Origin of the sequence: Maribellus comscasis (assembly GCF_009762775.1) — a bacterium.
In the GTDB taxonomy this organism is placed as follows: Bacteria; Bacteroidota; Bacteroidia; order Bacteroidales; family Prolixibacteraceae; genus Draconibacterium; species Draconibacterium comscasis.
The window spans coordinates 1,299,063-1,312,588 of sequence record NZ_CP046401.1; the positions used below are offsets into that span (position 1 = coordinate 1,299,063).

The window sequence follows — 13,526 nt, forward strand, 5'->3', positions numbered from 1 at the left end:
ATGGAAATTAAGGCACTAATAATCGATGATGAACCATTGGCGCAGAATGTTATCAAACAATATGCGAAAAAGCTTCCCTCCTTAAAAATTGAAGGAACCTGTAATGACGCAATCTGTGCCCACCAGGCATTACAGGAGAAGGAGATTGACCTTATTTTTTTAGATATAAATATGCCAAAACTTTCGGGAATTTCATTTTTACGCACTTTAAAAGATGCTCCGCTCGTGATTTTCACCACTGCATACTCGGAATATGCTTTAGAAGGTTTTGAACTCGATGCTATTGACTACCTGAAAAAACCATTCTCGTTTGACCGTTTTTGTAAATCTATTTTTAAGGCAGAGGAGCTGTTGCAATTAAAACAGGAAGCAGCGAGTTCGCACCACATCGAAAAAAAGGACAACAACAATTTTCTATTTATAAAGTCGAACAAAAAGACAATCAAGGTTAACTATGCAGATATTCAGTACATAGAGGGTTTAGGAGACTATATTCGAATCCATTTAACCGATCAAAAAATAGTTACCAATCTATCTATGAAGAAAATAATTGAACTCCTCCCTGAAAAACAATTTTACAGAACGCATAAATCTTTTATCATCTCACTGTCTAAAATTGATTTGGTAGAAGGGAACATGGTCGTTATCAACAAAACAAAACTTCCAATCGGGAATAGCTACCGACAAGAGTTCTTAAACTATATAAATACATTTCTCGCCGAATAATTACCCCAAGAATCCTTGCAGCTTTAAAAAGTTCAACATCTTTTCTGAGAAAAATTCATTATCAGCCTTTTTATAGCGAATATCTGTAAAAACCTGTGCTAATGTTTCTTTTTTATTCTCTTTAACAAATTGCTCTGACATCTCCAGATTCTCTTTAAAAGAATAGAGCTCATCTACTATTTCCTTTGAATAATCCTCGTATTTTTCGTTATGTAAAATGCCTTTTACTGAAATACGATCTGTTAACTCCGGGCGCTCATCCGGATAACCAATGGCAACAGTAGTAACCGGAAACGTCAATTTCGGTAATTGTAATACCTCACTTATCTCCTGTGCATTATAAGTCGTAGTACCAAGATAACAAATACCTAGTCCGTTGTTCTCCGCTGCTATACAAACATTTTGAGCAAACAACAAAGCATCAATAGCAGCAGTAAAAAAAGACAAAAAATTATCGTAGCCTGGGTGTGCATTCCTATACTCACACCATTTTACAAAGCGGTTAAAATCCGCGATAAATGTTAAAAGTACCGGAGCTTGTTTTGCAACCGGCTGATTAAAATGAAAAGGAGCAAGCCTTTCTCTTTGCGTCTTATCCTTTGTAAGCACAACACTATACAACTGCATATTTCCTGTAGTAGAAGCCCTTGTTCCTGAATAAATAATCGACTTTAAAAGTTCATCATTGATTTCTTTCTCTTTGAACTTTCTGATTGTAACATGTTTGTTTAATAATTCCATTTTATCTCTTCTATATAATAAAAAAGGGAAGCTAAAAGCTTCCCCTTTTTAATCAATCAATTCGGTATTACCTTTTAATCATCGTTTCGGTTTTGGCATTTCCTTCCTCAGTAAACATTCTGATTAAGTAAACACCGCTTACCAACTTAGCAGTACGGATTTCATGACTTGGATATTCAATGTCCATAACACGTTGACCAGCAATATTGCTAATAATTACTCTTGTCAATTTATCGTTATTGTCTATGATAATCCTGTCATCAAACGGATTAGGATAAACCTTGAATTCTATAGTTCCACCAGTAATAGGATCTTCGATTCCAGTTGCAGTAAGGTCTACTACGTCTTCTTCCATTCTTGGTTCAACGTAATACATACTGTCCATTCCATTCACGATACCTGTTACGTCATAGAAGTTTCCTTCAACTGGTACTGAAGTATACATCGTAGTATCTACAGTTACAGAAATTGTATCTTCTGTGTATGCAGTCCACTTACCGGTACTATCTGCAGCATTCGCACGAACACCATGTACATATACCAATACGCTTTCGTACATTTCATCAGCTACATCTTCCGGTAATACTTCTATAGCTTCTACAGTTAATGTAGCAGTTTCAACTGTTACGGTAGCATCAGTAATTACTGTAACACCGTCAACTTCATCAACAGTACCTACAACTACTACACCATCGCCAAGTGCAACTACTTCATCAGAAACTACTTTGATACCACTCCATGCAGCATTATCATCCTGAACGTAGAAGACTCCATCACCTACTGCCGAAACAGTACCGGTAATTTCAACAATGTCTCCAACATAGTCTGAAGAATCAGCCATGCTTTGTACTTCAGCGATTGTAAGCTCACAACTAACCACGATAGAATCAGTTACCGTTGATACACATCTCATATGAGCATCAATAACACTAATTTCGTAAGAACCTGTTGCCAGCGTTGCTGTCATATCTGCCTGTGGCTCATTGTTAACTAACAATACATAAGGAGGAATACCACCCGCTGCAGTAACTTCAATAGTAGTTTCACATCCAACGGATTCGCCCACTACTACTTCGTCAATTACCAGAGGATGCTGTACTTCGTCAAATGTCATTGTATCGATTTCCGTTGTACAACCTAATGTATCTTCCAGCATAAATGCATAGTGACGGTCCTGAAGATTTTCATTGTCGAAGTTGAACAATTGTTCTACATCCAACATATCGTCGAACCAAACATTATGTACAGTAAATGTATCAGCAGAAGGAGTATCGCCAAGGATCTCTTTGTAAAGTAACCTAACTTTACGTCCTTCAGGGCTGTCAACATAAACTCTTACTGATGCTAATGTATCGCCATAACAAGAAGCTTCGTACAAGTCGAAAGTAATCGGATCCGGAGCATCAACGAATGTATCTTTACTTGTTACACAACCATTGTAATCTCTTGCCGAAACTCTATAGTAAAGATCTCCATATCCTAAATAAGTACTAGTGAAGCCCCATTCGCCTCTCAATGAGTCAACCTCATCGGTCATATCTGCATCTTTATATGCTTCCCACATGTACTCATAATTGTTACTAACCGGCCATGGTGTTCCACCGCTTACAACTTTAATTTCAAACAAACCTGCTTTATCGTTCGGACAAACAAATGCATTGTTTTTATCCTCGAGTGTAACGATGAATGGTTCAGGCTGCAATACAAATTGTTTGTATTCCATTGACATACATCCTTCACTATCGTAAATAACAACAGTATAATAGTCCTCATCAGTCATATCGTCCGTGTCGTCTTCATTGGTTGAAGCTAACAGGCCATCCAAAACAATATCTGCTGAATCAGTCGATGTATATTCTTCCAATACCGCATTTCCATCATAATCTGTTCCACTAACTTGAATTGTCCATGTAGCACCATTACCACCGTAAACAGTATCCAAAGTAATAGAACCTGTTGGATATCCATAACAATCAGCCGGAGCCTGAGTTAAAACATCAGTTTTGATTGAATCAGGTTCGCGAACAGTTACACGGTGTTGCATGATAGGATCACCTTCAGCATCTGTAGCATAACCAGCAACACAACCTGCTTCGTCTCTCACCCAAGAAACCCAAGTTGCTGCAGGAACATAGAAAGTATCCGACAACTGCCATACAAGATCTTCGGGCGGGAATGGGTGAGTACCGTCATCCGGAACTAAAGCAGAATCAACTGCATATTCGTAAGCTCCTGTTCCTCCGGTTGCAACAATTGCAATTGTTCCGTTGCCACCATTACACATTGCGTCATCAATCAGTTTTGTACTGGTAATCATTAAACTATCAGGTCTTTCAACTTCACCAGACTCTTTAACCAACTGACAACCAGCAGCATCCTTGATATATACTGTATAATGTCCTCTTACTAAATCATCCCAAATATAGCTTGTAACTGTATCAGGAAGAGTAGTATCCGCTCCAATACCGCCTGTAGACGGGCTATAAGCAACAGGTCCTTCAACCCATACAGTGTATGGTTTGGTTCCACCAGAAATATTTTCCAGGTGAATTTGTCCTGTAGGTGTATTATAACACTGCTCATCATAAAATGCAACTGTATCGTATACAATTGGATCCGGTCCCTGCAGATCAACTGAAATTTCGTAAGTACATTCTTCGCTTGAGTTTTGCCATGGCAACTGGCTATCGTAATCACCATTACCCCATTTTTCGAAGTAATCTGAATAAGTATTCAGTGGATTACTTGCTAAAGCTCCATTATGTTGTAATACTTCGATTACATATGTATCAGCAGTTAAACCGGTAAAAATAATGGTATCATCTGATGTTGACATCACAGCACCTGGATCATCAATTGAAACTTCATACTCGTAACCTGCAACATCCCAGCCGCCGGAAGGAATCACCCAAATTTCACCATCATCGGTTGTTCCACTCACTCCGTCGTCTGCGCAAGAAGGCATTATTTCTTTTGCAACTTCCAGCATTAAAGCATCAGGTTGTTTGATAGTATCAATTACAGGACCGTAAATACATCCGTGAGCATCTTTTACATAAATCTGATAAATGCCAGCACGAACTCTTCTGTCAAATACTGTCGAATCTGTTGCATACCAACGATCAGCAGGAATACTAGAAGCATTCTCATATAAACCAACGTTGTTGGTGGTTTCCATGTAAGGAGCAGTACCACCTGAAATCATATAGCGGATTATACCATCGTGCGCACCGTTACATGAAACATAAGCACTATCTGTAACTAACATTAATGGTTCCGGTATTCCGATTTCAACTTCATAAGATGCAATACATCCTAATGAATCATCTTCAACAGTTAATATGTAATATCCGGCAGGTAGATCAATAAACTCGCCTGTCATATTCGTTTCCGGGAATCTGTCGTCATCAGCACTGGCCGATTTTGTAACTGCAGTAGGAGCCATCTTATCCAATGTATAAACATAATCACCCCAACCACCTTCTGTTGCATCCAACAATCCGGTAATCGCTCCGTCAGAACCAGGAGTTTTACCATATACATTACAAGTAACTGAATCAACAGTAACTAAATCCCAGTCAATTTCAAGAGCATCAGCTCCGTCAACAAACACTTCCCAAGGACCTTGAATTAATTCAGGATTTTCTGCGCCACAATAATCGCGCACTGCAATATAATATGTGCCTTTTTGTACGTCAACATAAACAATACTGTCGTTATCAGGATCGTCGTTTGTAAAATCATGCCAATCTACCTGATCATACCAATCTGATTGTTGCATAATCGCAGCAGACTGCGTAAATGAGTACTGATATCTCCCTTCAGATTCTTTTCTTTCCAGACCTAACCACGCTTCAATTTTTATCTGACCGTCATTGATTCCGTCGCATCCAGCAACTTTAACAGCTTCAGCATTTGCCATTATTTCAACAGGTTCAGTAACTGTTAATGTATCTACATTAGACATACATCCCCATTCGTCGATTGCAGCAAAATAATAATCACCAGCACCAAACATTGTGGTATCTGTATAACGTGTCCCCATTGATGTAATTTCTGCAGCTGTCATATATACATCTGAGAAATATATTTGTGGTTCACGGTCGCCTTGATTCTGTCCTGCCGGTTCAGAAATCCAACTAACAACAATAGAAGTACTATCATTGTTTGGTAAATCAGTTAAATCGCCAAAACATTCCACATACTCGTCAACAACAGCAATGGTATTCGGAGTTAAAGAGAACGTATGGTAAATTGTATCTCTACAACCATAATAGTCCTCAACTACAATAGTGTGCATACCGGTATCAGCAGCAAATGTATTATCAACACCACCATTTTCCCATGGTCTTTCATCAAACTTATATTTATAGAAATAAGTCTCGCCCATAGATTCGAATGAGGTACCTCCTGCAGCTCTCACCTGAATATGCCCATCGTTAGCATCATGACAAGATGGCTCTGAAGTTAACAAGTCAATTACACTTACAACCAATTCATCAGGCTCACCTATTGTTGTTGTCCATGAGTTTGTACAATCAATGGTTGAATCATGAACATAAAAAGTGTAAGTATTCGCGCCTAAAGCTTCAAATACATTATCACTTGTATATGTTGTTCCATCCATACTGTAACCAAATACATGGTTTGCAGGATTTGCAACTGTTACAGTTACATCTGTTGTTCCTCCATTACATGCAATTGAATCATAAACGAGATCAAATTCAACAGATAATATTTTAACCGCATTGTCATTGTTAATGTTCACATAGTCATCGAAACATCCAATGCTATCGTAAACACGTACATAATATACATTTGGTGCCAAACCTGTTGCTGTATCTTCAACTGTTCCGGCAGCTACAGCATCAGAAAAATCCGGCTGTGTAGCATAAGACCAATCCCAGTCAGCCCAATCGCTGCCAGAACCACCTGTAATTGTTGCCAGGTCAATCCAAATCTCTCCATTATCTATTTCGCATGAAGCATCAGTTTGTCCTACGTCAAAACTAATAGGTTCCGCCGGTGCAATAACAATTGTCGTATCCCACTGGCATTGCAGTGAATCAATAAATGTGATATCATATGCACCTGGCTCTAACGCGGTAAGAATCAATGAATCAGTGTGGTTTGTTTCCAAAACACCGTCAACCAGAACGTTATAACCATCAACAAACGGAGTTGCTCCGCTTACATATAAAGTCGATTTACCATTTCCAAAGGTAGCACAGGTTTCATCAGCATGTTCTGTTTCAACAGCCATCCATGGTTCCCTTTCATCAACAATAGTAACAGGTGTCCACCAGTCCAAATCTCTTAAATCTGCACAAAGATTGGCATCCTGAACAGCTACAAAATACGTTCCGACAGGTAACTCATTGATACGATTACCAACTTCATAGTCAGAAACAAACTCATTGGCTTGCTCTTTATTCATTGTTGGAAACTGTAATCCATTAGCAACAGCTCCCCAATCTTCAAGTGGTACTATAAAATAGGTATACGGACCTGTTCCGGTCATTGAATCTATTTCAATATCTCCGTATCCTCCCGGACAGTCAACAAAAACAACTTCATCGGTATAGTATCCTATTGGATCTGCTGCTCCAACACTAAATGTTTCTACAAACGAAATACACTCATCCAGCATCACTTCTACAGTATGTGGTCCGGAAGGAGCAACTAATGACGCAGTACTATCAGAAGTAAAAGTATTCCCATTAAAAGAATACAACATTCCAGTTTGATAAACAGGAGAAGTAACGGTAGCAATTGCTTCACCACCATCACAATCAGCGTTTTCGACTTTAACTTCTAAGTTAGGCCATGATTGCGTAACATCAATTTCACCGGCATCAACATACCAGGTCAAAATTTCACTTGTCTGACCTTCATAATTCCATACCGACGATTCATCCAACCAGGTTAAATCAGTCTGGTAATGAGCCAAACTTCCATCAACATGCTGGAAACCTTTTAAACCAAAATGAAGAACAAAAACAGTTGTTGTGTCGTTGTTCGGTTCTATGGTTTGTGGGTCATCACCACTATCCCATACCATAACTAATTTGTCGTCGCCTGATTGAGACACAACTGAAACTGACAAACCGGTACCAACACCATCAATTTGACTATGCTCACCAGTTACATTTTTGTAACTAAACAGGGCATCATCAAATGTTAGTACCAATCTAAAAGAGTCAATTTCCACGAAGTCTCTCATCGAGATCTCGACGGCGTAATCATTATCTGCGCGATAACAATCACTAACTTTTTCGGCAAAAACATGATATGTATCCTGTGCATCGCCATTTGGTGTCTGACCAAATACCGTCACTGCCATAAGGATCGCAACCATGCTTAAGCCAATTTTTCGCAAAACACCCTTAAAAGCGTGTTCGACGAGCAAGAAAATTCCAGTAAATTTTTTCATAGCAACTTGCTTTAAATTGAACTTAATTGATTGATTGATTTTAATTTATTTAATTCTTTATATCAATTCTCAGACTTACTTGTCTTTTCATTTTCTCAAAACATTACAAACGTATAAAATTTATCAGCAATGTACAAAATATATGCTGTATAAAATAGTATCTTTTCATCAATGTTTTCAACAGACCTGTGAAATTTATTTCACCTCAAATTTTGTCTTTAAACTGAAAACAAAAACTGTGTTTGTTCCATTTTTCTACAATTTTAATTTTATTTTTTGAATTTTCAGCAATATATTTCTCTTTTTTTCGATTTATATGAGCAGTTTCAAATGTTATTTATGATTTCTTAAAAAATGCATTTATTATGAAATTGAAATTGGCTACAAAAGACTATTTAAGAAAAGGAAACCAGAAACTGAAAAATGGAAAATACATCCAATTTATTATAATTCTAATTATATATGTTTTCTCCGTTTCTTTTCTATTTCCCTCCTGCAAAACATGTAAATGTCCTGCTTATACACAAATTCAGACTCAAACAGGCAAATCCGGATTTGTTCCGGCGAGTTAAGATCCTCCCTTTTCCAGACCAATTTCCAGAATAAATTCTAAAAACTCTATAAAACTCTAATTACAAAATATTTAAACCCCAAATACCCCTTTGAGGTTTTCATATTTGCCGAACGATGTAAGAATGGACACAAATTCGACAATCCTGACTTGGTACAATTTTTAAATTATTATTAAGGTTAAAAGCTTTTCATTTGAAATTAAAATTTCGATTTGATACAATTAAATAATAGTATTTACTTTGCAATACAGATAACAACAGAATTTAAATCCTGTAAATTAAATATTTAGGATAATTTTCAATTAAATAATTAAAACTTTCTCAACTATGATTAAAATAGGTATTAACGGTTTTGGAAGAATTGGCCGTTTTGTTTTCCGTCAGGCAGTTGCCAAAGGGACAGTACAGGTAGTAGCTATCAACGACCTTATTGACGTTGATTATATGGCATACATGCTAAAATATGATTCTACTCATGGCAGATTTGATGGTACTGTTGAAGTAAAAGACGGCAAACTGATTGTAAACGGTAATGAAATCCGCGTTACCGCCGAACGAAACCCTGCTGATATTAACTGGGGTGCTGTAGGTGCTGAATACGTTGTTGAATCAACAGGATTATTCCTTACAAAAGAAAAAGCACAGGGTCACATCGACGCTGGTGCAAAAAAAGTTGTAATGTCAGCTCCTTCAAAAGACGATACTCCGATGTTCGTTATGGGTGTAAACAATAAATCGTACACCAACGAAATGGCTTTTGTTTCAAACGCTTCTTGTACCACAAACTGTCTGGCTCCTGTAGCTAAAGTACTAAATGACAAATTCGGTATAAAAGAAGGTTTGATGACTACTGTTCACGCTACAACTGCGACTCAGAAAACTGTTGACGGTCCTTCTATGAAAGACTGGAGAGGTGGTCGTGGTGCCGGCCAAAATATTATTCCTTCTTCTACTGGTGCGGCTAAAGCTGTAGGTAAAGTTATTCCTGAATTGAATGGAAAACTTACTGGTATGGCGTTCCGTGTTCCAACTCCAGACGTATCAGTTGTTGATTTAACTGTTACCTTGGAAAAAGGTGCTTCTTATGAAGAAATTTGCGCGGCAATGAAAGAAGCTTCTGAAGGCGAATTAAAAGGAATTCTTGGATACACTGAAGATGCAGTTGTTTCTAATGATTTTGTTGGTGATGTACGCACTTCTATCTTCGATGCAGGCGCTGGTATTTCATTGACTCCTAACTTTGTAAAAGTCGTTTCCTGGTACGATAATGAAATGGGGTACTCGGCAAAAGTTTGTGAATTGATTGAATACATGGACTCGGTAAAATAAATCAAAAGATTTATTTATATAATTTCGAAAAGGGTGTCTTTAACAGACATCCTTTTTTGTTTTTACTCGTACCTAAGAGACTCAATCGGATCAAGCCTTGCTGCCTTTTGCGCAGGATAGTAGCCCGAAACAATGCCAACGACAAAACACAGAACTACTCCCATTACAATCCACATCCAGGGAATAATAAAAGAAACCCCAATTATTACTGAAACGATATTGCCCATGATGATGCCGAGAATAATTCCGAGGAAACCACCAATCTGACCAATTACAATGGCTTCAACCAAAAATTGTTGTTTTACCGTAGTTCCTTTTGCACCAATCGCTTTTCTGACTCCAATTTCACGTGTTCGCTCCGTAACCGAAACCAACATAATATTCATGAGGCCAACTGCTGCGCCCAAAAGAGTTATCAAGCCTATAATTGTTGCAACCAATGTAATGTTTTTAATATTCTCAAGTAGTATATTTACCAGGTTATCACTCTTTTCAATATTAAAATCACTTTCATCCAGCGGGTTTAGTCCCCGAACTATTCTGAAGGTTGCTTCAGCTTGTCCTGTTGCTGCTTCAATTAGCTCAGGTTGTTCAACTTTAACCTGAACATTAAAATTCATATTAGGACGGGAAAAATAACTCCTTGTATTGCTATACGGAAGGAAACAAACCAAATCTCCACCTCCCCCAAATCCACTTCCCCGTGATTTTAGTACACCAACAACCCTGTATTTTCCACTACCAATACTAATTATCTTTTCCAAAGGATTAACGCCTCCTTTAAATAAACGATTAGCCAAGTCGCTACCAATTAAAACAACGTTTCTGCCACCACTAATATCCTGTACTGTAAAACCTCTGCCCTCTCCAATTTCATATCCGGCAGTAAACAAATAATTTTCGTCAATTCCCCGCACAGAAATATTTGGGTTCGTTTTTTCAGAGGCATATTTAACTGTTGCAGCCTCAGTTGCACTTACAGAAATAGAAGTTGTTGCCGGGAAATCAAACTTTTCCTTAAATTCCTTAGCCTGATAAAATGAGATATAGCTGTAATTTTTTGTTCTGTATCTTTTGTTGCCAACCTGAACACGCATCCCCCTGCTGCTTATGGAAAAAGTATTGGCCCCCATAAAAGTAAATTCTTTGGTAATTGAATTTTTTATCGAGTCAATAGCAGTTAGTATTCCAACAAGTGCAGTAATCCCAACAGCTATTATAAGAACAGTAAGAACAGTTCTCAAAATATTTGAACGAATCGAATGAAGAGCAATCCTGATATTTTCAGCAAATAAAGTTGTTTTGCGCATTCTTTTCTGTTTTTCAAGTGCAAGTTAGCAATTCATTTTAGCTATTAGTTGCTGAAATACTTGCTAAATTACAAACAAATTACATTAGATTTTAAGAATTTTTGACGAACAGACGACGGATCTGTTCGATAATTTTCCCTACTTAAACTTTTTTAACATTTTTTAAAAAAAGCATTTTCACGACTAATTTTAGCAATTTATTTGAAAAAAGATAAACCTAAATATGTTCTATATCAGTTTTTTGGTTAAAAAACAGACAATATTATTTATTCCGTTAAATATCAATCTCATCAATTTTATCTAACAAACGAACTTCATTTTACTTGCATTTTGCAAAAATTCCTTTAAAATTTGAACTCCATACATTTTAAAGTTTATGATTTATCACTTTAAAATACAGTCTCAGGAATCCACCGATTTTCATTTGGAAATCCAATTAGACGAAAAGCATACTTTTTTCGATTTTCATAAGACAATACAAAATTGTTTAGGTTTTGAATCTTATCAGTTGGCTTCGTTTTTTATTTCCGATAAAATGTGGAGGAAGCAAAAAGAAATATCGATGCTTGATCTGGGATTTAACGGAGCAGCCTATTTTATAATGCAGAAAACTAAATTATCTGAACTCATAAATTCAAAAGAACAAAAACTCATCTACACTTTTGATTTTTTTAACGACAGATCATTTTATATAGAACTAACTGGAATTATTATGGAACGAAATCTGAATGAACCGTTAGTCACCCTGAAAGAAGGAAAATCTCCAGTTCAAATTCTTGGTGATGATACCAACGAAAGAGAACTGTCAACAATTCGAGAAGAAGAAGTTTATATGGATTTTGGTGAATTAGAAGATTACACCGAGATTTTTGGTGAGATGGATGACTTTTAAAGTTCAAGATTGTAGAGATTAAATTAATTTAGTAACAAATTTCAGACTGTTCAATTCATTTTGAGCAGTCTTTTTTTTGTTCTTTCTTTGCCGGAGAAAAAAATGCTTAAAACATTAATTATAATAACAGGTCCTACCGGTATTGGAAAAACAAAGACAGGGATTACTCTGGCAAGGTACTTTAACACCGAAATTATTTCTGCAGATTCGCGCCAGATTTTTAGCGAACTTTCCATTGGAACTGCCGTGCCCTCACCGCACGAACTTTCGTTGGCCAAACATCATTTTATCCATTCTCATTCAGTAACCGAAGACTATAACGCCAGCAAATATGAAAATGAAGCATTGAGTGTTCTGAAAAATCTGTTTGAAAAATACAACCAAGTAATAATGGTTGGTGGTTCTATGCTATACATCAATGCAGTTTGCAAAGGTATTGATATCATGCCCGATGCCGACCCGGAAATAAGACAGGTATTAAAAAACAGGCTCGAAACCGAAGGAATTGAAAGCCTGAGGTTACAATTAAAAAAATTAGATCCGGATTATTATAATATTGTAGACTTAAAAAACCCGGCCCGTATTATCCACGCGCTGGAAGTTTGTTTAACGACAGGGAAAACTTTTTCATCGTTCAGAACCAGCCCGCAAAAAGAACGCCCTTTTCAAATTGTAAAAATAGGGCTGAATTGCGAAAGAGAAATATTACATGCCAGAATAAACCAACGAGTTAATAAAATGATTGAGGCAGGGCTGGAAAATGAAGCACGAAGTGTTTATCACTTAAAACATTACAATGCGTTGAACACTGTTGGATATCGTGAATGGTTTGCTCATTTTAACGGCGAAATACCGCGCGAAAAAGCGATTGAATTGATAAAACGAAACTCACGCCGTTATGCCCGCAAACAAATTACCTGGTTTAAAAAAGATACGCAAACTATATGGTTTGAACCTCACCAGCAGCAAGAAATAATTGAGACTATCAAAAAGCAAATTTCAAAAAAATGAGAAAGCCCGGTAATTTTGTAATTCGTGTTTACGGATTAATTATCAACGAGAAGAATGAGGTTTTGATTACTGATGAATTTCAACTGGGGATGAAAATGACAAAATTCCCCGGGGGCGGGCTCCAATTTGGCGAAGGAACAGTTGATTGTTTAAAAAGAGAGATGCGGGAAGAATGTAATGATCAGGAGATAAAAAAACTGCAACATTTCTACACCACCGACTTCTATCAAAAAGCGCTTTTCTACGAAAATCATCAGCTAATAAGCATTTATTACAGGGCGGAGCTAATTAAACCACTTAAATTCAAAATTTCAACAAAACCCTTCGATTTTGAAAAAATGGAAGACGGAAAACAAAGTTTTCGGTGGGTAAAAATCAACCAGCTTTCAGAAAACAATTTGACTTTTCCTATTGATAAAATTGTTGCTGAGAAATTAATTTTGGCATTTGCTATTTGAGTTTGATTAAAAATTGCAGAATTTTACTTTAGATTTTATTCACATATCAGGTGA

At 37.0% G+C, this 13,526-nt stretch carries 8 protein-coding genes; 5 read left to right on the top strand and 3 right to left on the bottom strand.

All coding sequences use genetic code 11. The features are described 5' to 3' along the window. A complete protein-coding gene (locus GM418_RS05375; RefSeq protein WP_158863910.1) occupies positions 1–726 on the top strand; it encodes a LytR/AlgR family response regulator transcription factor in 726 nt (241 codons plus the stop codon). Here GM418_RS05375 and GM418_RS05380 read toward each other — a convergent pair whose 3' ends face one another. After that, the gene (locus GM418_RS05380; RefSeq protein WP_158863912.1) at positions 727–1,467 is read right to left on the bottom strand and encodes a nitroreductase family protein; all 741 of its coding nucleotides are present in this window, start codon (positions 1,465–1,467) and stop codon (positions 727–729) included. Between the two features lie 67 nt (positions 1,468–1,534). Continuing rightward, positions 1,535–7,900, bottom strand: a complete 6,366-nt coding sequence (locus GM418_RS05385; protein WP_158863914.1) for a T9SS type A sorting domain-containing protein — start codon at positions 7,898–7,900, stop codon at positions 1,535–1,537. 899 nt (positions 7,901–8,799) lie between these two features. Between GM418_RS05385 and gap the strand changes: the two genes are divergently transcribed. Beyond that, positions 8,800–9,801 (top strand): type I glyceraldehyde-3-phosphate dehydrogenase, encoded by a 1,002-nt coding sequence (gene gap / locus GM418_RS05390; RefSeq protein WP_158863916.1) that lies wholly within the window; start codon positions 8,800–8,802, stop codon positions 9,799–9,801. Positions 9,802–9,863: 62 nt separating this feature from the next. Here the strand turns inward: gap and GM418_RS05395 are convergent, their stop codons facing one another. Further along, positions 9,864–11,111 (bottom strand): ABC transporter permease, encoded by a 1,248-nt coding sequence (locus GM418_RS05395; RefSeq protein WP_158863918.1) that lies wholly within the window; start codon positions 11,109–11,111, stop codon positions 9,864–9,866. Between the two features lie 376 nt (positions 11,112–11,487). On the opposite strand from GM418_RS05395, the gene GM418_RS05400 reads away from it, so the two are divergent. The 3 genes from GM418_RS05400 to GM418_RS05410 all read left to right on the top strand — a co-directional run bounded on the left by GM418_RS05400 (position 11,488) and on the right by GM418_RS05410 (position 13,472). Next, on the top strand, positions 11,488–12,003 hold the full coding sequence (locus tag GM418_RS05400) for an IS1096 element passenger TnpR family protein (protein ID WP_158863920.1): 516 nt from the start codon (positions 11,488–11,490) through the stop codon (positions 12,001–12,003). 102 nt (positions 12,004–12,105) lie between these two features. Next, positions 12,106–13,014 carry a tRNA (adenosine(37)-N6)-dimethylallyltransferase MiaA gene (gene miaA / locus GM418_RS05405; protein ID WP_158863922.1) on the top strand — a complete coding sequence of 303 codons (909 nt, stop codon included), beginning with the start codon at positions 12,106–12,108 and terminating at the stop codon, positions 13,012–13,014. Further along, positions 13,011–13,472, top strand: coding sequence for an NUDIX domain-containing protein (locus tag GM418_RS05410; protein WP_158863924.1), 462 nt, complete (start codon positions 13,011–13,013; stop codon positions 13,470–13,472). Before miaA ends, GM418_RS05410 begins: the two co-directional genes overlap by 4 nt. Positions 13,473–13,526: the final 54 nt, after the last annotated feature.

What these genes read in the sequence shown, in the direction of transcription:
- miaA (WP_158863922.1), top strand. Translation starts at nt 12,106, where the DNA reads ATGCTTAAAACATTAATTATAATAACAGGTCCTACCGGTATTGGAAAA.
- GM418_RS05410 (WP_158863924.1), top strand. Translation starts at nt 13,011, where the DNA reads ATGAGAAAGCCCGGTAATTTTGTAATTCGTGTTTACGGATTAATTATC.
- GM418_RS05395 (WP_158863918.1), bottom strand. Translation starts at nt 11,111, where the DNA reads ATGCGCAAAACAACTTTATTTGCTGAAAATATCAGGATTGCTCTTCAT.
- GM418_RS05385 (WP_158863914.1), bottom strand. Translation starts at nt 7,900, where the DNA reads ATGAAAAAATTTACTGGAATTTTCTTGCTCGTCGAACACGCTTTTAAG.
- GM418_RS05375 (WP_158863910.1), top strand. Translation starts at nt 1, where the DNA reads ATGGAAATTAAGGCACTAATAATCGATGATGAACCATTGGCGCAGAAT.
- GM418_RS05380 (WP_158863912.1), bottom strand. Translation starts at nt 1,467, where the DNA reads ATGGAATTATTAAACAAACATGTTACAATCAGAAAGTTCAAAGAGAAA.
- gap (WP_158863916.1), top strand. Translation starts at nt 8,800, where the DNA reads ATGATTAAAATAGGTATTAACGGTTTTGGAAGAATTGGCCGTTTTGTT.
- GM418_RS05400 (WP_158863920.1), top strand. Translation starts at nt 11,488, where the DNA reads ATGATTTATCACTTTAAAATACAGTCTCAGGAATCCACCGATTTTCAT.